At 38.6% G+C, this 22,571-nt stretch carries 22 protein-coding genes and 1 riboswitch; of the genes, 15 read left to right on the forward strand and 7 right to left on the reverse strand.

Annotated elements, in window-relative coordinates:
* The 4 genes from JSQ81_RS15975 (at position 1) to JSQ81_RS15990 (ending at position 4,396) form a co-directional block, all read left to right on the forward strand.
* Complete coding sequence (locus tag JSQ81_RS15975) at positions 1-1,362, forward strand: MFS transporter (protein ID WP_212605000.1); 1,362 nt, start codon at positions 1-3, stop codon at positions 1,360-1,362.
* A 21-nt stretch (positions 1,363-1,383) separates the two neighbouring features.
* Positions 1,384-2,523, forward strand: coding sequence for a thiolase C-terminal domain-containing protein (locus tag JSQ81_RS15980; RefSeq protein ID WP_212605001.1), 1,140 nt, complete (start codon positions 1,384-1,386; stop codon positions 2,521-2,523).
* A complete protein-coding gene (locus tag JSQ81_RS15985) occupies positions 2,523-2,834 on the forward strand; it encodes a Zn-ribbon domain-containing OB-fold protein (RefSeq protein ID WP_212605002.1) in 312 nt (103 codons plus the stop codon). The genes JSQ81_RS15980 and JSQ81_RS15985 overlap by 1 nt, the downstream gene beginning before the upstream one ends.
* 407 nt (positions 2,835-3,241) lie before the next feature.
* A complete protein-coding gene (locus JSQ81_RS15990; RefSeq protein ID WP_212605003.1) occupies positions 3,242-4,396 on the forward strand; it encodes a zinc ribbon domain-containing protein in 1,155 nt (384 codons plus the stop codon).
* A 177-nt stretch (positions 4,397-4,573) separates the two neighbouring features.
* Here JSQ81_RS15990 and JSQ81_RS15995 read toward each other — a convergent pair whose 3' ends face one another.
* A complete protein-coding gene (locus JSQ81_RS15995; protein WP_212605004.1) occupies positions 4,574-5,332 on the reverse strand; it encodes a hypothetical protein in 759 nt (252 codons plus the stop codon).
* Positions 5,333-5,941: 609 nt separating this feature from the next.
* Here JSQ81_RS15995 and JSQ81_RS16000 point away from each other — a divergent pair.
* Complete coding sequence (locus JSQ81_RS16000; protein WP_212605005.1) at positions 5,942-7,012, forward strand: hypothetical protein; 1,071 nt, start codon at positions 5,942-5,944, stop codon at positions 7,010-7,012.
* Between the two features lie 49 nt (positions 7,013-7,061).
* Positions 7,062-7,562: a hypothetical protein gene (locus tag JSQ81_RS16005; protein WP_212605006.1), complete on the forward strand. Its 501-nt coding sequence runs from the start codon at positions 7,062-7,064 to the stop codon at positions 7,560-7,562.
* A gap of 104 nt (positions 7,563-7,666) precedes the next feature.
* On the opposite strand, the gene JSQ81_RS16010 is transcribed toward JSQ81_RS16005, so the two are convergent.
* A complete protein-coding gene (locus tag JSQ81_RS16010) occupies positions 7,667-8,194 on the reverse strand; it encodes a sigma-70 family RNA polymerase sigma factor (RefSeq protein WP_212605007.1) in 528 nt (175 codons plus the stop codon).
* Positions 8,195-8,572: 378 nt separating this feature from the next.
* Between JSQ81_RS16010 and JSQ81_RS16015 the strand changes: the two genes are divergently transcribed.
* Positions 8,573-8,887, forward strand: coding sequence for a hypothetical protein (locus JSQ81_RS16015; protein WP_212605008.1), 315 nt, complete (start codon positions 8,573-8,575; stop codon positions 8,885-8,887).
* A gap of 498 nt (positions 8,888-9,385) precedes the next feature.
* On the opposite strand, the gene JSQ81_RS16020 is transcribed toward JSQ81_RS16015, so the two are convergent.
* Complete coding sequence (locus tag JSQ81_RS16020) at positions 9,386-10,225, reverse strand: MurR/RpiR family transcriptional regulator (protein WP_212605009.1); 840 nt, start codon at positions 10,223-10,225, stop codon at positions 9,386-9,388.
* A gap of 166 nt (positions 10,226-10,391) precedes the next feature.
* Here JSQ81_RS16020 and JSQ81_RS16025 point away from each other — a divergent pair, with 166 nt between their 5' ends.
* The 8 genes from JSQ81_RS16025 to JSQ81_RS16060 all read left to right on the forward strand — a co-directional run bounded on the left by JSQ81_RS16025 (position 10,392) and on the right by JSQ81_RS16060 (position 19,729).
* Positions 10,392-11,975 carry an ABC transporter substrate-binding protein gene (locus tag JSQ81_RS16025; RefSeq protein WP_212605010.1) on the forward strand — a complete coding sequence of 528 codons (1,584 nt, stop codon included), beginning with the start codon at positions 10,392-10,394 and terminating at the stop codon, positions 11,973-11,975.
* Positions 11,976-12,067: 92 nt separating this feature from the next.
* Positions 12,068-13,018 carry an ABC transporter permease gene (locus tag JSQ81_RS16030; RefSeq protein ID WP_212605011.1) on the forward strand — a complete coding sequence of 317 codons (951 nt, stop codon included), beginning with the start codon at positions 12,068-12,070 and terminating at the stop codon, positions 13,016-13,018.
* Positions 13,019-13,034: 16 nt separating this feature from the next.
* Positions 13,035-13,952 carry an ABC transporter permease gene (locus tag JSQ81_RS16035; protein ID WP_212605012.1) on the forward strand — a complete coding sequence of 306 codons (918 nt, stop codon included), beginning with the start codon at positions 13,035-13,037 and terminating at the stop codon, positions 13,950-13,952.
* A 69-nt stretch (positions 13,953-14,021) separates the two neighbouring features.
* Positions 14,022-15,044: an ABC transporter ATP-binding protein gene (locus JSQ81_RS16040; protein ID WP_212605013.1), complete on the forward strand. Its 1,023-nt coding sequence runs from the start codon at positions 14,022-14,024 to the stop codon at positions 15,042-15,044.
* The gene (locus JSQ81_RS16045) at positions 15,019-16,020 is read left to right on the forward strand and encodes an ABC transporter ATP-binding protein (protein ID WP_305849466.1); all 1,002 of its coding nucleotides are present in this window, start codon (positions 15,019-15,021) and stop codon (positions 16,018-16,020) included. Before JSQ81_RS16040 ends, JSQ81_RS16045 begins: the two co-directional genes overlap by 26 nt.
* Positions 16,021-16,041: 21 nt before the next feature.
* A complete protein-coding gene (gene menC / locus JSQ81_RS16050) occupies positions 16,042-17,163 on the forward strand; it encodes an o-succinylbenzoate synthase (protein ID WP_212605014.1) in 1,122 nt (373 codons plus the stop codon).
* 95 nt (positions 17,164-17,258) lie between these two features.
* A complete protein-coding gene (locus JSQ81_RS16055; protein ID WP_212605015.1) occupies positions 17,259-18,395 on the forward strand; it encodes a M20 peptidase aminoacylase family protein in 1,137 nt (378 codons plus the stop codon).
* A gap of 608 nt (positions 18,396-19,003) precedes the next feature.
* On the forward strand, positions 19,004-19,729 hold the full coding sequence (locus JSQ81_RS16060; protein WP_212605016.1) for a GDSL-type esterase/lipase family protein: 726 nt from the start codon (positions 19,004-19,006) through the stop codon (positions 19,727-19,729).
* A gap of 53 nt (positions 19,730-19,782) precedes the next feature.
* Here JSQ81_RS16060 and JSQ81_RS16065 read toward each other — a convergent pair whose 3' ends face one another.
* From JSQ81_RS16065 to JSQ81_RS16080, 4 genes are read right to left on the reverse strand one after another with little or no spacing between them, the layout of a single operon-like run.
* Positions 19,783-20,802, reverse strand: a complete 1,020-nt coding sequence (locus JSQ81_RS16065) for a ThiF family adenylyltransferase (RefSeq protein WP_212605017.1) — start codon at positions 20,800-20,802, stop codon at positions 19,783-19,785.
* The gene (locus JSQ81_RS16070) at positions 20,799-21,566 is read right to left on the reverse strand and encodes a thiazole synthase (protein ID WP_305849467.1); all 768 of its coding nucleotides are present in this window, start codon (positions 21,564-21,566) and stop codon (positions 20,799-20,801) included. The genes JSQ81_RS16065 and JSQ81_RS16070 overlap by 4 nt, the downstream gene beginning before the upstream one ends.
* A gap of 2 nt (positions 21,567-21,568) precedes the next feature.
* Complete coding sequence (gene thiS, locus JSQ81_RS16075) at positions 21,569-21,775, reverse strand: sulfur carrier protein ThiS (protein ID WP_212605019.1); 207 nt, start codon at positions 21,773-21,775, stop codon at positions 21,569-21,571.
* Positions 21,772-22,377: a thiamine phosphate synthase gene (locus tag JSQ81_RS16080; protein WP_212605020.1), complete on the reverse strand. Its 606-nt coding sequence runs from the start codon at positions 22,375-22,377 to the stop codon at positions 21,772-21,774. Before JSQ81_RS16080 ends, thiS begins: the two co-directional genes overlap by 4 nt.
* Before the next feature lie 77 nt (positions 22,378-22,454).
* Positions 22,455-22,564: riboswitch (TPP riboswitch) on the reverse strand.
* Positions 22,565-22,571 lie beyond the last annotated feature (7 nt).

Here is a 22,571-nt window from a genome sequence, read left to right on the forward strand (position 1 = left end):
ATGAAAAAGAAGAAGAATCGCGTTTTATTGGCGAGTCTATCGGGTTCAGTTATCGAATGGTATGACTTCTATTTATATGGGACTGCCACGGGATTAGTATTTTCAACACTCTTTTTTGCGGGATCAGATCCAAAAATTGCCCTTCTTCTTGCATTTGCTACATTTGGAATCGGCTATGCAGCCAGACCCATTGGAAGCCTTATTTTTGGACACTTTGGTGACAGAATCGGACGGAAAGCTGCACTTTTGTGGACGTTAGTTGGGATGGGGGGAAGTTCCTTTCTAATTGGATTGCTGCCTACATATCAACAGGTTGGAATACTTGCGCCAATACTATTAGTTATCTTGCGACTCATTCAAGGAATCTCTTTGGGGGGAGAATGGGGAGGCGCCGTTTTATTGGCGACAGAATCTGCACCAAAGGGACGTCGTGGACTTTATGGGTCGGTCCCTCAGTTAGGGGTCCCTTTAGGCTTGGTTGCAGGATCATTTAGTCTAACGCTTATCGCTTATCTAACAACAGAAGCGCAGTTTTTGGCATGGGGCTGGAGAATACCTTTTCTATTCAGTGCTGTTCTAATTGTTTTGGCACTATGGATTAGGTCATCCATCCAAGAAACTGCTGCATTCCAGGAACAGAAGGATAGCGGGGATATCGCAAATTTACCAATTGCAGAAACGTTTAAACATCACCGAAAAAGCTTGTTTCATGTAATTGGTCTTAAAATCGGAGATGGTTTCTTCAACGTTTTCTTGATGTCATTTGTCTTGGTTTATGCCACGACCTATATAGGTTACTCGAACGAAAATGCTTTAACTGCGCTAACAATCGGTTGTGCGACGATGGTGATCACCATTCCGGTTATCGGATTTTTGTCTGATTTTATTGATCGGAAAATTATTTATATCAGCGGGTTGGTTCTGTTGTTTTTAATGGCAATTCCGTACTTTATCTTGATTGAACAAGGCGTTACTTGGCTGTATTTTATGCAGGCTGCGATGCTTGGTGTCATTTGGGCATCAGTTTTTGCAACGCAAGGAACTTTATTCTCTGAATTATTTCCAGCAAAAGTCCGTTATACAGGCCTATCATTCGGTTATCAAATGGCGGCGGCTATTGTCGGTTTTGGTCCAATGTTATGGACGACGATGATCGGATCAACTGGTCCATCGCCTTGGGTATTTGGCGGTTTTATGATGGGCGGACTTGCACTTTCCTTGATATTAAGTCTATTTATTCCCGATATCAAAAAGGGTACGCATTATGATGAAGTTGAAGTGGCGGAACGTGAAGTGAAAGTAGAGGGCAAAATTGATGGGGATTTAGAAGTTGTGTCGAAGGAAAAATCATTTCAGGTTTAATGTTAAGAGGGGAATGGAGAAATGGATAAAGTTAGTGTAACGGGATTGGGAATGACTGAATTTGGAAAACATGAGGATATTTCGTTAAAAACATTACTTTTGGATGCTTGTTTCGAGGCTTTAAAAGAAGCAGGCTTTCCAAAAGTCGATGCAGTTTATGTAGGGAACTTCATGTCGGGTCAGTTAGGTAATCAAGAAATCTTAGGCGCAATTGTTGCGAACGACCTTGGCTTGGGCAGTATCCCGACAGTCAAAGTAGAAGGTGCATGTGCATCGGGTGGAATTGCTTTTCGACAAGGATTCCTTGCGATACAAAGCGGCGAGTATGAAAACGTCTTGGTTGCCGGTGTCGAGAAAATGAAGCACAGATCAACCGAAGAGACAACACTGGCGATTAATGCGGCTATGGATAATGATTCAAATGAAAAACACGCAGGCCTAACTTTCCCTGGATTTTTTGGAACGTTGGCAAATCGTTATTTTTATGAGACAGGTGCTTCAAAAGAGCACTTGGCAATGGTTGCTTTGAAAAATCGGGAATATGCAATGAATAATCCCAAAGCACAATTTAAAAAAACAACGAGTATCGAAGAAATAATGTCTGCAAGAATGATCACTGATCCACTTGGTTTATTTGATTGTTCACCAACAACGGATGGCGCCGCGGCAGTTGTTCTGTCAAAAGGGAAAAGTGGCGTGATGATAAGAGCATCTGCACAAGCATCTGGGACAACACAAATGCAAGAAGCCGAGGATTTGATTAGCATTCCTTCTATTAGAGAATCAGCAAAACTGGCTTATAAAATTGCTGGCTTCGGTCCTGAAGATATTGATGTTGTTGAGCTACATGATTGTTTTACAATGACTGAAATGATTGCAATCGAAGAACTTGGCTTTTTCGATAAAGGCACTGGATGGGAGGCCATCGAGCAAGGTTTGACAAAACACGGTGGGAAAATCCCCGTTAATACAAGTGGAGGACTGCTCTCTAAAGGTCATCCTATCGGGGCAACCGGACTTGCTCAAATCTATCAGATCGTCTCTCAACTCCGTGGAATAAGCTGCAATCAAGTCGACGATGCGAAGATTGGATTGGCTCAAAATTTGGGTGGAACGGGTGCATATTCAACAGTCCATATATTCGAAAGGGTGAATGCATAATGGCGGCGATTCAAGTATATGAATGTAACCAATGTGAACAGAAATTTGTTCAACGTAAATGGATTTGCCCAAACTGCAAAGGGATTGAATTTCATATTCGTGAGGTAAATGGTAAGGGAAAGGTGTTTTCTCATACAACGATCCATGTTTCTTCGAAGGAATTTTCTGGCCTGACACCGTATACCATTGTATTGGTTGATTTTGAAGAGGGGTTTCGTGTGACTGGGCGTGTTGGGGAGAAGGTTGAGATTAATGATGAGGTGCGGTGTGTTTCTTATGAGAATCAGGTTTATAGTTTTGTGAAAGTGTAGGGTTGTAAGGGATTTTTTTAGGTACCTTTTTTAGGTACCTGTGCAAGAAACTAGTCAGTTAATTCACTACAATTGCATAAAGTAAAAAGGGATATTGACTATCTAACACTTAGTCTGTATCCTTTTGTATTTTTATTCGATGCGGTGAATTGTCATAAATGCACCTTGCACAGGTACCATAAAAAAGTACAATGAGAGACTATTATTAACTAGAATTGCATAAAGTGAAAAGGGGATACCGACTAAATTGCGCATTGTCGATGTTCCCTTGTTTTTTTATCCAAAGTCATGGATTGCCATAATTTCATGATTTTGTGTTGCCTAACCGCATTGTCCATGGCGTGTTTGTTAGTGAAGTGTACATAGTCTGCTAAATACGTAACAGGTAATGTTAAGGGGGAGAGTTTATGTCATTTTGTGAAAGTTGTGGCACACCGTTAGATGGTGAAAAGTTTTGTAAGAATTGTGGAACCGAACAAGAAAATTCCAACTCTTTAGTTATGGTCAGTGCGACAAATACACCGAGTGGAAAGAAGAAAAGACGCATTACGATTATTGCAGGTTGTGTTGCAGTCGTTGTATTGGGGATAGCGTATTATTATTTTGGAAGCGGAATTAACGAAACGGAGACTATAAAGGAAGTCGCCATTCCAGAAGGTGAGAAGGAATTAGCTAGTGAGGTACATGATAGAGTGGTAGATCAAGAAAAAGATGAGAAAATGACACCGCGATTACTTTATCAAGACATCAACATTTTAGATTCATTAACAGAAGGGAGTTTCATCGAAACTTTTCATATTGGTCGCACTAGAGAGGAACTCCTTGATAATATCGGTCCAGCTAACGTGGAGTATTTTCGTGAAGGCGAGTCGAGATTTGATTATTCAGATGCTACTTATATGTGTTCACCGAATAACGAGAAGATATATTCGGTCATGCTCCTACTTAATTCAGACGATACAGCTGATTTCCAAGGCATTCGTGATGCTTTGGGAAACGGTACTGAACATTTATTGGCGGACAGCGGTAAGGATGATACAGACTCCTATTTTCTCTCATACGGTACAGAAGACTCATTGATTACTTTTTATTCTAATTCAGAACAAGGGCAGCCTATTTATAAAATTGTCTACAGCAACTTGTCGGTATACTCTGCTGATCCACCTGTTGTTCAGAAGGAAATACAGAGTCACCCGGGTGAAATTGAACCCATTGTTTTGCAAATCCGAAAAGAATATCACACAGTCAATGAACAGGTTTCCTCTATGAAACAGGAGGGGCTAGGAAAAGGTAAGATAGCCTATCTAAATGAGCAAGGCATCATACGAAAAGTCATTGAAAATACTACAGAAGGTTCGGTAGAATATTATTTCGATAGGAATCAAGATCTTTTCTTTATCTTTCAACATAAGGGCTCTGTCGAACATCGTTTTTATTTTGCAGAGGATCAAATGATTCGATGGATTCCTCCAAGTAAAATAACCATTGATTATGATGAAGGTCAGAGTAACAGCGAGTATGAAGAATGGGAAACGACTTGGCTCGAGCGAGCTTATGAGTAGATGAAGAGTATGGTTGTCCCCTACACCGACTGCGCAGGAGGATAGAAGCCATTTCTAAGCCACTCACTTTTTAACGACCTCATAATCTCTGCCTACTTTTTCTGAATTAAAAGAGAGGACAATAAATGACACAGTATAATCCTGTGTCATTTATTGTCCTCTGATTGGCCAGGGGATTTATTCTGGATTTTCATATATTAAATGGATGTAAGGTACTACACCGCAAAAGAAATAGACAAAAGTTATATACTTTAGATCTTCCGCAAATCCATATTCCGAAAAAACGCTATCAATTAAAATGGGCAAAAAACCCATAAGAGTAATCGTTACTGTAAAGTCAGATTTCAAGTTTTTGGACATGTGATACTCTCCGTATACTTTAGAGTCAAATACCGAAAAAAGTTTTTGAACCACTTTGGCTTTAATCAACCTCTTATAACAAAAGTATTCAATAAATATAAATACGAGTATAAGCATTAGAGCTAAGGCTGCCGGTTGACTTAATACAAAATTAGGTAAAGTCATTATAATTCCCACTGTATTTAACGTATTCATCTTAATCATAAAAGATAAGATGAGCAATATTATAACTCCCATGATTGTTATAATAAAAGCCGATAAAAAAATTCTTAAATGCACATAAATAATTCTTTGTGCGATATTATCGATAACTTTGGTAAATTTAACAAGATAATTTCTAGGTAAGAAAAATAAAAAACCGAATAATAGAAGGATCAACAAAACGAACACATAAATGAATTTATTCTTAATGTTAATTGGTAATAGAGCTAAAATACTTAAATAGTATAGCGAACAATAATACAAAAAAAGTGCCAAGTTTGTTAGAATTTCCTTCAAGTCAAAACTCTCCCCTTTTATCTCTACGCATTTGCTTGAGTTTTCTTTGATGCGTAACAATTCGATACTCTCCCTCATTTGTGCTTACCCCTTCAAAATAACTACTACGCAATTGGTGGGTAGCTCCATTATACCAAGTTTTAGTAATACATCATCTGAGTTAATAATAATATCTTTGTTCAACAGGGCCCCGCCTATTTGTGGTTGGATGTTAGATGCCAGGTTTTAAAACGATTGCGACAACAGTGTTGGAGATAATGAAATCTACTCTATTGAGATAAGCTGCATAGAGAGAAAAGGTTTTACCTTTTATTTCATCTAGTAACTATTATAGGTATATTGTATAATTACATAGATTAAAAATAGGAGGAATTCATCATGAGTATAGTTGCATTAACATTTTTGGTCTTAATCCTTTCAGCACTCATCGTAGGCTGTCAGAAAGACGAGACAAGAGGTAAAGACACTATTACTTCCAATTCTACGGAAAGAAATTTTTGGCGAAAATGAAGAGGCATTTATTACAAATCCAGAAATTGTAGAAGAGGATACGCATTATGAAAAAATATGCCAAAGGACACAAAGCATGTTTTAGCACCGACTTATACATATAATTTTAACAAAAATTAGTTTTACCGATACGAGAGACTATTGGACAATAAACATACGAAAAGGTGGAAGTTAAAAATGGATATTCTAATACCATTGTTTGGACTTGGCAGTTTACTTATCATTATTATTTTATTAGTTATATCAATTATAGGTTTAATTCTTCGGAAAAGTTGGGCGAAGAAGGGGATTTTATGGTCAATAGCACCATTAGCGGTGTTGATTATATGTGTGGTAATTGATCGAAATGTAGAGTCTTCCCCAAATTTAGTACAAGAGCAAGAAGTAGAGGAACAATCAAAAATAGTTATTGACTTCGATGAGTTCAAACATGAAGTGTCAGATTTTACATACAACAAGGATGATAATTCAATAGATATTGAGTTATCCACCAACATACCAGACGGTACAAAAGTTGATATTGGATTTACCAAAATGTTTGAAAGCGAAGAAGGCATAAAGGATTTTGATGACCCAATTGTAAATGATCTTTCTTGGGAACGTGAAGAAATGAAAGTACATGAAGGAAAGATTAACCTTCATTATGTTGGTTTAGATGAAGATACCCCCCTGATTAATGGGAAATATGGTGTATGGCTATCTTTTGAAGTCGATTCTTTGGTTAATGGGGAATTATATGAAGTGCTGGAAAGCATAGAGGATGTTGAAAGTAGATTTAAAGCAAATATTCTTGAGAAGAGTGAAAAGACCTTGGGAGGCGGAGGTAACAAATACTCAATTATTCTTGGTCAAGAATATTTGGATATTACAAATTCCATTTCGTATAATGACTTAAAAAAACAACAACAAGAACAGATTGCACACAAGAAAGCAAATGCAAAGGACGTCCGTTTTGCTGAACTGGAAAAGAATCCTGACAAACATTACGGTGAATTTATTAAGTATCGCGGCGAAGTGTTGCAAATTATGGAGGATGAAACCTCTACCGTTATAAGGCTCGGCGTCACAAAAAAATCGTACGGTTATAGTTCTAATGATGTTGTGTATGTTACTTACACAGGAACAACGCCATTTGTTAAAGAAGATATAGTTACGGTTTATGGACCGGTTAAAGGATCGCACACTTATGAATCTCAAGCAGGGTACCAAATAACACTCCCGCTTGTGGAAGCAGAATTTATTGAGTGAAATTTGAATTGATAATTCGAAAGCTAATCATTAAGGAGATTGAATTGAAATGAAAAAGAAAATCATTATAGCGATTTCATCAGTTGTTGTTATGTTAATAGCGGGTTTAGTAATTTGGATTAATGATACTAACAAAAAAGCAGAAGACTTTTTTGCTTTCAGAGAGTTATTAGATGAAGATTTCTTCCCCATCTTAAGAGATTCAGGTGACTATTTTGATACTTTAATAGAACGTGAAAATGATATTGGCATATACTTTGTTGAAGACGGTTATGAGGTAAATTTAAAACTAAAAAGCCGATTAAAAGAAGTGAAAGATGTCGTTATTAAAACAGATGTAAAATACGAGGACACGCATGCACTGAAAAAGAATGTATTAACAACTATATCTGAAATGGAGGACCTTTTGGGTTCTCTTTATACGATGTCCCCATCACAATATGATTTTGAAGCAAGAAAAATATTTTATGATTTGTTGGGGCGAGGTACAGAAGGCTTATCGAAACAGGTTCGTGAAATGAACGAGATACTAGGGGAGTACTATAAGTAAGGTACCAATCGGCATGAAAGTATCCAGACAAAACACTACTAAAGAAGAAAGTCGACTAGAATATTTAGTCGACTTTTCTTTTAATTTTAGGTGCTCGAGATTCTTTATACAGAAAGAATTTCCTTAGTAGTATTATCTTGCAATGCTCCTTTCAATTTCACAAACATTCGGTGCCGCCTTTTTTTGATGCCCGCAACGGAAACGCCTGCTTTTTCAGCACACTCAGCCTGCGATAGCCCCTCGACGAAATACCAATGGATAAATTCTCGTTCAGCATCATTCAATATTTTGAATGCCTGGCTAAGTCGATCCGACCATTGAATGGTCGCTGGACTTTCGACGTCGTTCAAATACTTCTCTTCGGTTTGCATGACATTTTCTTCAAATCGAACTTCTCTCTTTATGATATCAAGCATAGCGCCTCGAATACTAATAGAAGCAAACGGCGCAAAATGTCCTCTTCCTTCTTCATAACGAGTCCAAGCTTGCCATAAAGCAACGCGACCAGCTTGCCGAAAACTGTCATGATCACGGTAAATATTGAGCTGTCTCAAAGCTGCAGAAATCATCGGTTCATATTGCGTTAATACCTCTTCAAAGTTTTCCAAAATACGGCCCTTTCGACCGTGCACGATACTGTTTATTCCCGGGTGAGATAATCGTAGAATATTAACTGTACCTAGTCGAATCGGTTTAATTCAAAAATATCTAGCCAAAATTGAATTTTGCGAGTGTGTTGAAAACATGATTTAATCATGTTTATTGGCGTTTTTAATGAGCGTTTTAAGGTAATGATAGGAAGTGTAAACGTTATAGATACAGTGTTTTATGGGCTTTCATGAAGGTGCTTTTTTGTCAAATCGTTAAAAGCTGAATTTGCTAGGTAAAAGATTAACAGCTGAAGTCTTTGAAAATATATATTATTAGGCGGCTGCCATTGGAAGGTTTTATTGAAAATATGAAATTTTCTATTTCATTCTTATGTAGGTTAGGGGTATAATTGGACTAGAATGTTGGTAATATATGCGACTATGGAAGGGAGGCAGATTATTAAAGTGGATGAAGAAATCGGGGATTTGGTTATGCATATTGTATTGAATGAAAATGAACATACAAGGCGGCTCGCGTACAACCTAGCGATACGTGATTATGGGGCAGTGACAGTCGTTGATCCGAGATACATAGGCGTTGAAATTAGGGAAGGTATAACCTACACAAATATGGATATAGCCAAAGAGACTTTTGATATTCCAGATAAACTTTTATTTTATGCGTATATGGACCCGAAGGACCGGAAGACCAAGAGGAAGAAGAAGCGGAAATAGAATGGTTGGTAAATTATGATGGAATTACATATTGGGAAATAGAAGTGCAGACTAGTACAACGTATATGTACAGAGTCCTGCGCTTTTTTGTGCATTAAAAATACTTTGCCGGCATTTCAACTTAAATAGATTGAGCTTATTCTATTTACGATTGACATAGAGTTAACTGAGCGCTTTGTTTGGAAATGAAAAATGAAGAAAGGTATCGAGTGGTTCAGACACAGTTAGCTTTTTTATAAACATAGAAAAGAAAAGACTGCTTATATAGTCGATAAGATTTATGTAGAACTTGCACAATTAATTGATTCTATCTAAAATTAATCCCTCTAAGGAAGCGATTTTTCCTGTTCTATTTTATTCCTGTCCAAAGTGAAAAACTATTAGATGTGCGAAAAAATTCCTCGTTTATCTAATAGTTTTTTTATATATTAGCAGAAATATTATTCCGTCAAAATGGGAAATTTAATTTGACAAACCTTTACTTTGAATGATGTCTTTTTAAAGCTCAGTGAAATTATTTTCATTTATAAAGTATTTAAATTTATCTGTTTCCGCTACTTGTTTATCAGCACGCTTCATCACTTCGCTAAGAATGGAATTAATTATAGATAATGTAACCGGTCCTTTCTCAAATATAGAGTTGTCGCCAACATCTACCAAAACCACTATATCCGAATGGTCCACTATTGGCGCTAATCTAGAATCGGTAAAAGCTATCACTTCAAGTCCTTTATTCTTTGCATCCTCAGCAAATCGAATGGTATCAAGTGCATACCGAGAAAAAGAAAAGACAATAACACATGACTTTCTAGGAAGAAAATCAAAGACTAACGCATCTGTTTCGGGACGGTAAAGTGATGCATTTCCTAATGTGTAATTCAAATTAAAAAATAACCAATGCGCGAATGCAAAAGATTGGTAGTAACCTGATATAACAATGCGTTTACTATTAAGAATTACTTCCACAATAGATTCAAGTTTTTCAAAATCTAAACTACTTCTATTTGTATTAAGTAGGGCAATATCTTTTTTTATATGTTCTCCAAAATAATTTATATTATGGTTATTTACTTCGTGCAAACTATCATAATGACTTTTAGATTTAACCAAAAGGTGATTTATTACATCTTTTTGAAGCATGTAAAAGCCCTCATAGCCAATAGATTTACAAAATCTGATTACCATCGTTTCGCTGACCCCAATCATTTCTCCAATATGCTTTGAAGAATTGGTAGCAAAAATGGAGGGATTACTGAGTAATAAATCGCCAACCTTTTTTAATCCTTTTGTCAAATAGGGAAATTGATTTTTAGTTTGTATTTCATAGTCTGAAGACATAATTACTCTCTCGCTTTCCTTTTTGAAGTATTAAAAATATTTTGTCTTGCAATAAATCATATCCTTCATTATAATTATTAACAAGTCAAAACTCTTTGAAAAATCAAGGAGTTTAACGACGATTATCTCAATTATTGAATAGTTTCGGAAAAGGGAGGCAATAATGATGTATTTTAAGAAGAATACCGTTTTTTTAACAGTTTTTATGCTTGCATTTACGTTGTTGATTATGGGTTGTAGTTCGGAAAATAAAACTTCAAGTAATGATGGGAGTGCAGAAACTAATACAGGCAAATTCAGTGGAGGTACAATAAAAATTGCTTATCCTACTCAACCACAGACACTTGATCCCCATGGAACTACCGCTGAGGCAACACGTGATGCTGCAAAATTAATTTATGAAGCTCTTGTAACACTGGATAGCAAATATGAAGTAATGCCTCAATTAGCAGAGTCGTATAAAATAAGCGATGATAAAAAAACTGTTACTTTTAAATTAAGAGACGGTATTAAATTTCATAACGGTAATGATATGACTGTGGAAGATGTAGTCGCATCAATGGAAAAATGGGGAGCTAATAAAGGAGAGTTAGGCGAACATACATGGGCTGTGGTAGATGAATCTACTGTTGAATTAAATTTAACAGAACCTTCTGCTCTTGTTATGAATTACTTAGCTGACCAAGGAAACATTGCTGCTATCATGCCCAAAGATGTAGTTAGCTCCGCGGGGGCAACAGGAGCAGAAGAGTTTATTGGAACAGGTCCTTTCGAGTTTGTCGATTGGAAAAAGGATGATGTTATTCACTTTAAAAGATTTGAAGGATACCAACCAGATTCCGAGCCTGCAAATGGCTTAGGCGGTAAAAAAGAAGCTTTAGTCGATGCAATCGATTGGAATTTTGTCCCGGATGCTTCAACAAGGGTAAATGGTTTAATGAGCGGACAATATCAATTTGCTCATATGCTTTCTTACGATTCAATCCCACAACTTGAAAACTCATCAGGAAGTGTCGTAGACGTTTGGCCTTATGGCATAGAAGGCTTAGTATTCAACAAAAAAGCCGGCGCATTTACGGATGTGAAACTTCGCCAAGCTGTCAATTATGCGTTAGATATGGAAGTAATCATGAGCTCTGCATTTACTAGTCAAGAGTATTATGATTTGGAAAACAGTTTATTCTTGCCAAGTCAGACTGCTTGGTACTCAGACGCTGGAAAGGACCTTTATAATCAAAAGGATTTAGAAAAAGCCAAGGAATTATTAAAAGAAGCAGGTTACAAGGGTGAAGAAATTGTAATCCTTACTAGCCGCGACTATGAACATCATTACAATGCTGCGATCGCAACACAACAACAATTAGAACAACTAGGAATGAAAACGAAATTAGACGTTTACGACTGGCCAACTCTATTAGAACGTCGTAATGATCCAGATTCATACGATATTTTCTTTACAGGATTCTCAACGGTATCAACACCAAACCAGTACGTATTTTTGGATTCCCAAACGGCTTGGCCCGGTTGGACAGACAATGCAGAGATTGACAGTCTATTAGATCAAATTAACGCGGAAGAAAACTCTGATAAATCTAAGGCTTTAACTGCTGAACTACAGCAAGTAATGTGGGAAGACCTTCCTATCATTAATGTTGGACATAATTCACGTGTCTCGGGATACTCAGAAAAACTTGAAGGATATAACCAAATGCTAGGCCCGATTTTCTGGAATGTCAGCCTCAAGAAGTAAGAGGAGGGGATTCCTGAAACAATATCAACCTTCTGCTTTTTGGAAGGTTGATAACTTTTGACTCAATATCGAGGGTAAGGAGGTTTCATATAGTGAAGGCTTATATTATGAAGAGATTACTGTCTATTATTCCAGTGTTATTGATTGTGGCTGTGATTGTTTTCTTCATCATTCATTTAATACCGGGAGACCCCGCTTCAGTAATCCTTGGGGAAGAGGCTTCGCCGGAAGAAGTTCAAACGCTCAGAGAAGAACTAGGCCTAAACCTTCCAATATATGAGCAATTCATTCAATGGTTTTTCAATATATTCCAAGGCAATTTTGGTAACTCTATTTATATGAATATGCCAGTCTTAGATGCTTTTCTTAGCCATATCGGACCAACGTTATCGCTCGCATTGCTGGCTCAAAGTTTTTCAATTATTATTGCAATCCCAATTGGGATTATTGCAGCTAAAAGAAGAGGAACGCACATCGACCAATCGCTTATGATTATAGCTATGTTAGGTCTCTCTATTCCAAGTTTTTTACTAGCCTTACTTCTAATGCTAGTCTTCGGTGTTAATCTTCAGTGGCTTCCGGTTGCGGGTTATAGTCCAGTTAGTTCGGGGTTATGGCAGCATTTGCAATTCATGATTTTACCTGCTATCTCACTTGGAGCAATTCAAGCTGCAGTAATTTCAAGAATGAGTAGATCCTCAATGATAGATATTTTGAATATGAACTACATAAAAACTGCTAAAGCTAAGGGGTTAAAAGATAACGTTGTCGTTTACAAACATGCCTTAAGAAATGCATTTATTCCTATTTTGACCATCCTTGGGGATACTTTTGGGGCTCTCATAACAGGCGCAGTAGTCACGGAAACTGTATTTAACTTACCCGGAATCGGACAATTAGTAATTAATGCGATTGTCAGAAGAGATTATGCAGTGATACAAGGAACCATTTTAATAATTGCATTTTCATATCTAATATTGAATTTAATAATTGATTTATTATACGGACTTGTAGATCCAAGGGTTCGTTTAAACCGCAAATAGAAAGGAGTTGAGATTGATGACTTCAGAGGCGAAATTGAAGAGTGAAGTTGGAATCGGTGGATTGAATAGTATGAAAAGTAAACTGAAAACGGATCAAAGAAGATTGTTTTTAAGGCGTTTTTGGTCAAATAGGTCTGCGGTTATCGGTAGCATAGTACTTATATTTTTAAGTCTTTTTGCACTTTTCGCTCCTATGATTAGCCAATTTACTCCACTTGCAATTGACCCGCTCAATCGCTTAAACTCTCCGGACGCCCAGCATTGGTTCGGCACAGATAATTTCGGAAGAGACTTGTTTAGTAGAGTAGCCTCAGGAGCCCAGATATCAATGGGTGTCGGTTTCTCAGTAGCAATTCTAACAGCGGTGATTGGAATGATTATTGGTTTATATGCAGCTTATTATTCAGTATTAGATCACTTACTAATGAGGCTTTGTGATGCATTAATGGCGTTTCCTGATATTTTATTGGCGGTTGCTATTATGGCTGTTCTGGGACCTCAACCAATAAACGTCGTTATTGCTGTGACCATATCAAAAGTTCCTACCATGGCTCGAATCGTACGCTCTTCTGCCTTAGTGATAAAAGAGCAGACCTATATAGAAGCGATTAAGGCGCAGGGGGCACACTCTTGGAGAATTATATGGGGTCATATTGTACCCAATATTTTATCACCACTTATCGTTCAGCTCACCTATACTTTCGCGATTGCAATCATTTTGGAAGCGGCACTCAGCTTTTTAGGGGCTGGAATCCCTGCGCCAGATCCAAGCTGGGGAAATATTTTATACGATGGAAAAGTAGTGATCTTTAGTGCTTGGTGGATGACAATATTTCCTGGGGCTTTTATTGTATTGGCTGTTTTAGGACTAAACCTTTTCGGCGATGGCTTAAGGGACTTGTTAGACCCTCATTCAAACAAAGCAAATAAGTAAAAAGGTGGACAGTAGGTAACAACCTATTAATTTACTAACGGCAGAAATGAAAAGGGAGGAGGAAAAAGGATGCAGGAACAAAATTTATTAAAAATTAATGCACTTAAAACCACTTTTTCAACAGAAAATGGTCCTGTTACTGCGGTCGATGGCATTTCTTTTACAATTGCTCCAGGAGAAACGCTAGGTGTAGTTGGGGAATCTGGATGCGGAAAAAGTGTTACTGCTGAGTCGATTATGCGTTTATTGAATGAGAAATCCACGAAATATGAAGGAGAAATAAATTTTAATGGGGAAAACTTATTAACCCTTCCAGAATATAAAATGAGAAATATTCGTGGAAATAAAATATCGATGATTTTCCAGGACGCAATGACTTCCCTAAATCCAGTTTATACAATTGGTAATCAAATTTCGGAATCTATAATGATTCACCAAAAACTGAATCCGAAAGAAGCACTGGAAAAGTCTATTGAAATGCTAAGGTTAACAGGAATTCCGTCTCCTGAAAAAAGAGTTCATGAATATCCTCATGAAATTTCAGGTGGAATGAGACAAAGAGTCATGATAGCTATGGCTCTATCCTGCAAACCTCGTCTGTTAATAGCCGATGAACCTACAACGGCTTTGGATGTGACAATTCAAGCTCAAATTTTAGATTTAATTAATGATTTAAAAGAAGAATCAAAAATGAGTGTACTTATGATAACCCATGACTTAGGGGTCGTAGCAGAAGTATGCACTCGAGTGGTGGTTATGTATTTAGGACAAATAATCGAAGAGGCAGATGTCGAAACTTTGTTTGCCAAACCGCTGCATCCATACACAAGAGGATTAATCAAATCTATTCCAAAGATTGATGGAGATAGAACACAAAAGTTGCATTTGATTCCAGGAACAGTTCCGTCACTAACCAATGTCCCCTCAGGTTGTCGTTTTGCTCCACGGTGTGAATTTGCGGATGAAAAATGTTTGAGCCAGGATCCAACTTTAGAATCAGTTCATACAAGTCAAAAAGTAAGATGCTGGCATTATGAAAAAATCAGAAATATGGAGGAGATGCAGTATGAAGCAGTTGGAAAAGATAGCTGATTACAACGAGGAAAAAAAGCCTCTTCTCCAAGTAACCGGACTTAAAAAATACTTCCCAATACATTCTCCATTCGGTCGTACTATAGGTCATGTGAAAGCAATTGAAGATTTAAATTTCAACTTATACGAAAAGAAGACTTTAGGCTTGGTTGGTGAATCTGGCTGTGGTAAGAGTACGTCCGGTAGAGCTTTGTTGAGGTTAACAGAGCCAACAGATGGGTCTGCTATTTACAAAGGAAGAGATATTTTTGGATTGAGGGAAAAGGAATTTAAAAAAGTGAGAAAAGAAATACAAATGGTTTTTCAGGATCCACATTCATCTTTAAATCCGAAAAAGCGTATTGGCGAAGTGATTGAAGAACCGATGAGTCTTCATAACATAGGAACGAAGCACGATCGAATGGAAAGAGCCATGAGCCTATTGGAGAAAACCGGTATTCGTGAAGATCAATATTTTAGATACCCACACGAGTTTTCAGGAGGTCAAAGACAGAGGATAGGCTTAGCGCGGGCATTAGCTTTAAATCCAAATATTGTTGTTCTCGATGAACCTGTTTCAGCACTAGATGTCTCCATCCAATCACAAGTCATTAATCTACTCCAAGAAATACAGCAAGAATTTAGTTTGGCGTATCTATTTATCTCACATGATTTAAGCGTTGTTCGTCATATTGCAGATGAAATTGGGGTTATGTATTTGGGGCATATCGTTGAGAAAGCGCCTACGGATGAATTGTTTGCTCACCCCTTACATCCGTACACAAAGGCATTACTTTCGTCAATTCCTCTTCCAGATCCTAAAAAGAAGAGAGAGCGAATTATTCTAAAGGGAGATGTTCCTTCGCCAATTAATCCTCCATCCGGATGTGTCTTTCATACTCGATGTCCGTATGTAATGGATGTATGCCGAACAGAAATACCGCAAGCCAGCATCCAGTCACCCGGTCATCAAGTGACCTGCCATTTATATGACTAAAAATTAAAGGGAGTGTTTGTAATGGAAATCAACAAAATTGTATTGAGAAAAATGAATCTAGAACTAAAAGCACCTTTTCAAACGAGTTTTGGCGTACAAAAAGATAGAGACTTCATGATTGTTGAACTACATAGTAATAATCATATTGGATATGGAGAATGTGTAGCGACCGCAAAACCTCTATACGGTGAAGAAACAGTCGGGACTGTAGAGCTCATACTGGAGGAAATTTTAATTCCTACATTATTGGATAATGAAATCCAACATCCTGACGAATTAAATGAACTATTTAAGCCCTTCCGCAGAAATAACATGGCAAAAGCCGCACTAGAGGGTGCTTATTGGGATTTATTCGCAAAAGAAAAAAACATCTCCCTTCATGAAGCTCTCGGCGGCACGAAAAGTGAGATAGAAGTAGGGGTTAGTATAGGCATTCAAGAATCATTGGAAAGTCTATTAAAAGAAGTTGAAGGCTATGTAAATGAAGGATATAAACGAATTAAACTTAAAATCGAACCTGGAAATGACTTGACATTACTAGAAGGGGTTAGAAGGAAATTTCCCGATATTGAAATGATGGCTGATGCCAACTCTGCCTACACATTAGATGATATAGAGCTATTTAAGAAAATGGATAATCTTAACTTGACGATGATTGAACAACCACTTGCTCATGACGACATTATTGATCATGCAAAACTACAATCAGAAATAAATTCAGCAATTTGTTTAGATGAAAGTATTCATTCATTAGAAGACGCTAAAAAAGCTATTGAACTAGGAAGTTGTAAAATTATTAATCTGAAAATCGGCAGGGTTGGCGGATTAACCGAAGCCAAAAAAATTCATGACTTTTGTGAAAGTAAAGGAATTCCTGTTTGGTGTGGAGGAATGTTGGAGTCTGGAATTGGAAGAGCTCATAATATTGCCATTACCAGCTTGCCAAATTTTACTTTACCTGGTGATACTGCAGCATCGTCAAGATATTGGAATGAAGATATTATTTCACCAGAAGTTACGGTGGAAAAGGGGATAATCACACTTCCAAATTCTCCGGGAATAGGTTTTGAACCGAACATTGCTCTGATGGAAAAATATACAACTGGAATTAAAGAAATTGTTTCTAAGAAAGTATTTTCATAAAGGATCAAATAATAACAAAAACAAAAAGAAGCCATCTCAGCATTCGATAAAACCGCAGGGATGGTTTTCCTACTTTGAGAAGGAGTGGAGTTTCTATGCAAGCAGTACTACATGAAGTGAAACCCATTGTAGAAGAGGTGTTTCAACATCTACATAATCATCCTGAAATCAGCTGGAAAGAGGTGGGGACTACTCAATATTTAAAGGATTTATTGGAGAGTGAAGGTTTTGAAGTTCAGACCTTTACGGATTCCACAGGTCTTGTCGTTACAGTCGGATCAGGACAACCATGTATAGGGCTTCGTACGGATATTGATGCATTATGGCAAGAAGTAGATGGAGAATATCAGGCCAACCACTCATGTGGACATGATGCACATATGACAATGGCTGTTGGAGCTTTGCTAGTCTTGAAAAAACTAGGAATTCCGCAAATCGGACAAATAAAGGTCCTATTTCAACCTGCGGAAGAGAAAGGAGAAGGAGCCCTATCCTTTATAAGTAAAAGCCTTGTGGATGATATTGACTATTTATACGGAGTGCACCTTCGACCGATTCAGGAAATTGCCGACGGTTATTCAGCACCGGCGATTATGCATGGTTCCGCTAAAATGTTAAAGGGCTCTATAAGAGGGGATGATGCACATGGTGCGAGGCCAAACCAAGGTCAAAATGCCATTGAGGTAATGGCCCTTCTCGTGCAGGCAATTCACTCAATTCACCTAGATCCAATGGTTCCGCATTCTGCCAAGGTAACAATGTTCCAATCTGGAGGTGAATCTGGAAATATTATTCCTGGAAATGGAATTTTCAGCATTGACTTGCGCGCTCAAACGAATGAACTAATGGAGACATTAATTGAACGAGTAGATAGAACAATTCGTTCTATATCCGAACTCACAAAAGTCGAAATTTCCTATAACATAATTTCTGAAATAGCTGCCGCAGAAGTCAATGAGTCAGCGGTTAAAATAATGGAGAAGGCTATTGTTGATACAGTGGGTAAAGACTTTTTAGTTCCACCGATTATCACCCCAGGTGGTGAAGACTTTCACTATTACACCTTAAAACGTCCTTCCGTCAGAGCAACAATGTTAGGGTTGGGATGTGGTTTATCGCCTGGTCTTCATCATCCGAAAATGAAATTCAATCAAGATAGCCTACTTACTGGAATTGAGATTCTTGCAAGAGCGGTTATGGGCACTTTTAAGATCATTGAAGAGGAGGTTTAACATTGAAGTTCGGTGAAGACATCGGAAAATTACAGTGAAAAATTCCATTTATCCGATTGAATTTTAGGTACCTGTGCAAGACACTATTCAAACAATACACTACAATTGCATAATGACATGTGGGGATATCGACTGTATAATACTTTGTCGATATCCTTTTGGTTTTTTATACAAAGACGCGAATTGTCATAATTGCACCTTGCACAGGTACCTCTTCCTAGATGAAGAAGAAGGGAAATAGAATGGTTGGTAAATGATGTTGGATTTACATATTGGAAAATAGAAGTGCGGACTTGTGTAGGGTATTTGTACAGAGGCTGTGCTTTTTTGTGCATTAAAATAATTGGCGCATTACTGGTCTTCTGCATACTTTAGTCCAGATTAGGGAAGTAGGTACCTGTGCGAGAAACTATTTGAACAATACACTACAATTGCATAAAGTGAAAAGGGGATGCCGACTAGATAACACTTTGTCGATATCCTTTTGGTTTTTTATTCGCATTCGTGAATTGTCATAAATGGGTCTTGCACAGGTACCTTTCAAAGGTACCATTCAAACGGTATGTTTTAAACGTTTCAAAATTGCACTTGAAGGGGGATTTGAAAATATGTATAGAAAGCTGGCTATTTCATCAATCGTTTTGAACTTTATTCTTTTCGCCGTGATTGGGTATGCCATTTATCTGAAGGGTGGCATTCCTTATGTGGTGCATTTTGTTTCTGCGAAGCTGTCGGATACTAATAAGGAAAATGAATTTGATGACTATTATAATACGCGTTTATCTATATTTAAAGAAAGTGAAGGAAAGGCCATCGTTTTTTTAGGGGATAGTTTAACTGATAATAATGAATGGGCGGAGGCTTTTCCGGATTCGAATGTCGGGAATCAGGAGATTGGAGACGATACAACATCTGGTGTGCTGTATCGCTTGAGAGAAACTACAAATCTAAAACCTTCTAAAATATTTATTATGATTGGTATCAATGATCTCATTGACGGTGTGTCTAGAGATGTCATTTTAAATAATTACACATCTATTATAGAAGAGATTAGAAAAGATAGCCCGAATACAGAAGTGTATATACAAAGCTTGTTGCCTACCAATTCTGATATGACCTACAAAAAAATCGATCAAGATGATATTTTGTGGTTGAACGATAACTTGAGAAAACTTGCATCTGACCACGGACATACATATATCAATCTTTATTCATTGTTCGAAGATGGAAATAATAAGTTGGATGAACGATGGACTATCGATGGTGTTCATTTGAATGGATCTGGGTATGTGGAGTGGGAAGGCGCTTTGGAAGATTATCTATTTAGCAAGTGATACTTCAAAGTAAGAGAAGAATCCGTGATGAATGCGGATTCTTCTTTATTAATTTATCCCAACAAGCCCGCAGCAATTTTCTTCGCCGCCACAATATTCTTCGTCCCGTGTACGAGCATGCGCCCGTCGCGAAATAGAACGAGTCGATGTCCGCTGTATTCACAAGCGAGCAGATGTGGGTTATGAACGAGTTTTGACACGGTTCCACGAATGGATTCAGCGAAAGAATCGAGTTCAAATTGACGACTTTCCGGCCATGATAGTTGGACAGTGTCGCGTCCGCATAGTACTGCTGTCCGCATCGAATCCCTGGCTGAAAGAAATGGATAGGTGGGATTCGCAGAACAGCTCGGACAACTATCCTTCTTCAACTTGCTGACATCAATCGACGCACGTTCACCCGTCCACAAGTCTGTAGACTCAAGTTTCGGTTGAAATTGAGTGCCGGTTACATATTTTAGTACGTCCGCAACTTGGCGTGCAGCTGTTGTGACAACGATTGGGCTAATGACGCCAACAGTGTCACATGTCATCGTCTGTGCGGGTAATGTTTCAAGTAAACAGTGAAGACAAGGTTGTCCTTCTTTAATTCCAATCGGGAAGGTCAGCCCGTAACTGCCGACGCAAGCCCCCATGAAAAAGGGGATGCCCCCGAGCTTTAACGCCGCGTCGTTGGCAAGCAGCCGGATTTCGATATTATCCGTTCCGTCTACAATGAAATCATGTCCCCGAATCAAATCCAGTACATTATCGGGCGTCACATCAACGACAATCCCAGTTACATCAACATCGCTATTAATGGCCGTCAATCGTTTTTCCGCCGCGACGGCTTTCGGCAACTGATCGATGACGTCTTGTTCGGTGTACAGTTGTTGGCGGTGTAAATTGGTCCAGTCAATAATGTCGCGGTCGACGATTGTGATACGTCCGACACCGGCGCGGACGAGCATTTCGCCGGCAGAAGAGCCAAGTGCACCAGCCCCTAGGATGAATACACTTGATTCGCGAATTAATGCCTGTCCTTCTTCACCAATTGGGTCGAATAGTTCTTGACGTGAATATCGTTCTTTCAATTTGGTAGCAACCCTTCCATCGGACTACTTGCGACTGCATAATCACGTTCAGGCATACGCCCAGCTTCATACCCGAGGCGTCCCGCTTCAATTGCAAGCTTCATCGCGATCGCCATTTTCACGGGATCTTTCGCTTCCGATACGGCAGTATTCAATAACACGGCGTCCGCACCAAGTTCCATCGCATATGCCGCGTCTTTCGGGGAGCCGATACCGGCATCGATAATTACGGGCACATCCGATTGTTCGATAATAAAAGACAAGTTTAGCGGGTTCAAAATGCCTCGTCCTGATCCAATCGGGGAAGCACCAGGCATAATCGCGTGAACACCCATCTCGCATAATCGACGTGCAAGAACAACATCATCCGACGTATACGGCAGCACGATGAATCCTTCTTCCAAAAGCATTTCGGTCGCGCGCAATGTCTCGACAGGATCTGGCAATAAAGAGTGATCACACCCGATAATTTCAACTTTCACCATGTCGCAGAGTCCCGAAGCCTTCGCGAGTTTCGCGATGCGCACAGCTTCTTCCGCTGTTTTCGCACCCGCCGTGTTTGGCAATAATGTATATGTCGACAAGTCAAGTTGTTCAAGAAAATTTGGTTGCGACGGTTCGAATATGTTCATCCGTCTCACCGCAAACGTCAAAATTTCCGCTTCTGAAACACGAACCGCTTCTTTCTGCGTTTCAAATGACGGGTATTTTCCAGTCCCTAATAATAATCGTGATGAAAATGTTTTATCTGCAATTTTCAGCATGGTCATCCTCCTCCAACAAAGTGAATAATTTCGATTTGATCCCGGTCCTTGATTGGCGCGTCATAAGCATCTTTTGCGACAATCTCTTTATTTAATTCGACGATGAGAATTCGGTCTGCGAGATTGAGATTTTCAAGTAATTGTTGAACGTTCCCGACATCTGACGGTATTTCATGCGAATTGCCATTTAAATCGATTGTTATGGTCATAATAAATTCCCCCTTTTAGTATTCATCGCATCATAATAGGATTTTGCAGCTGTGATTGCGCTGTCGCTACCGAAAATCGACGACATAACGGCAACACCATCTACAGCCAAATTTTCAATATGGCTTGGTTTGATTCCACCAATTGCATAAACAGGAATTGCTAATGCTGAAATAATTTTGTTTAGTTCATCTGTTCCGCGTGGTGGTAAGAGAGCTTTCGAGCCAGTTTCATATAAATGACCGTACAAAACCCAATCTGCGCCTTCACTCATAGCCGTTTTAGCTTCTTCGTATGAATGGACTGATTTTCCAAATGATAGCGAAGGGAAATGCTCCTTTAAAAGTGGCAACGGCAATCCATGTCCGGGTAGCTGCACTTTGTGAATGTTAGTGAGTGAAGCAAGATCCGCACGCCCGTGCACGATTATTTTTGTTTTGTCAAAACCATCCAGCTTTAGCTTATGTATTAATTCAAACACTTCGCGATCAGTTTTTGATTTCTCGCGTAAGATAACCGCGTCGATATACGGTTCAATCGCTAGAAGCGTCTCCGCTAATTTGTGAATGGACAATCGGTCATCCGTTACAGCAATCAGTTTCACGTCGTTCCTCCTTTAAACGCAAAAAGACCACTCTCCCGGTAGGAAAGTGGTCTGTCAAAGGCAAATTTATGCACAAGTAAGAAGACGCGCCACATCCCTCCGCAGGTACAAACCTGTTCAGGTAATAAGGGTATCGGAGTAAAAACTCGTCTCTCAGTCCTTTAAAAGGATTCCCCTAATGGTCAAATTAGTAT

Source organism: Sporosarcina sp. Marseille-Q4063 (assembly GCF_018309085.1).
GTDB lineage: Bacteria > Bacillota > Bacilli > Bacillales_A > Planococcaceae > Sporosarcina.

Coding starts and splice junctions, on each gene's coding strand:
- JSQ81_RS15975 (WP_212605000.1), top strand. CDS start 1: ATGAAAAAGAAGAAGAATCGCGTTTTATTGGCGAGTCTATCGGGTTCA.
- JSQ81_RS15980 (WP_212605001.1), top strand. CDS start 1,384: ATGGATAAAGTTAGTGTAACGGGATTGGGAATGACTGAATTTGGAAAA.
- JSQ81_RS15985 (WP_212605002.1), top strand. CDS start 2,523: ATGGCGGCGATTCAAGTATATGAATGTAACCAATGTGAACAGAAATTT.
- JSQ81_RS15990 (WP_212605003.1), top strand. CDS start 3,242: ATGTCATTTTGTGAAAGTTGTGGCACACCGTTAGATGGTGAAAAGTTT.
- JSQ81_RS15995 (WP_212605004.1), bottom strand. CDS start 5,332: ATGAGGGAGAGTATCGAATTGTTACGCATCAAAGAAAACTCAAGCAAA.
- JSQ81_RS16000 (WP_212605005.1), top strand. CDS start 5,942: ATGGATATTCTAATACCATTGTTTGGACTTGGCAGTTTACTTATCATT.
- JSQ81_RS16005 (WP_212605006.1), top strand. CDS start 7,062: ATGAAAAAGAAAATCATTATAGCGATTTCATCAGTTGTTGTTATGTTA.
- JSQ81_RS16015 (WP_212605008.1), top strand. CDS start 8,573: ATGTTGGTAATATATGCGACTATGGAAGGGAGGCAGATTATTAAAGTG.
- JSQ81_RS16020 (WP_212605009.1), bottom strand. CDS start 10,225: ATGTCTTCAGACTATGAAATACAAACTAAAAATCAATTTCCCTATTTG.
- JSQ81_RS16025 (WP_212605010.1), top strand. CDS start 10,392: ATGTATTTTAAGAAGAATACCGTTTTTTTAACAGTTTTTATGCTTGCA.
- JSQ81_RS16035 (WP_212605012.1), top strand. CDS start 13,035: ATGACTTCAGAGGCGAAATTGAAGAGTGAAGTTGGAATCGGTGGATTG.
- JSQ81_RS16040 (WP_212605013.1), top strand. CDS start 14,022: ATGCAGGAACAAAATTTATTAAAAATTAATGCACTTAAAACCACTTTT.
- JSQ81_RS16045 (WP_305849466.1), top strand. CDS start 15,019: ATGAAGCAGTTGGAAAAGATAGCTGATTACAACGAGGAAAAAAAGCCT.
- menC (WP_212605014.1), top strand. CDS start 16,042: ATGGAAATCAACAAAATTGTATTGAGAAAAATGAATCTAGAACTAAAA.
- JSQ81_RS16055 (WP_212605015.1), top strand. CDS start 17,259: ATGCAAGCAGTACTACATGAAGTGAAACCCATTGTAGAAGAGGTGTTT.
- JSQ81_RS16060 (WP_212605016.1), top strand. CDS start 19,004: ATGTATAGAAAGCTGGCTATTTCATCAATCGTTTTGAACTTTATTCTT.
- JSQ81_RS16070 (WP_305849467.1), bottom strand. CDS start 21,566: ATGCTGAAAATTGCAGATAAAACATTTTCATCACGATTATTATTAGGG.
- thiS (WP_212605019.1), bottom strand. CDS start 21,775: ATGACCATAACAATCGATTTAAATGGCAATTCGCATGAAATACCGTCA.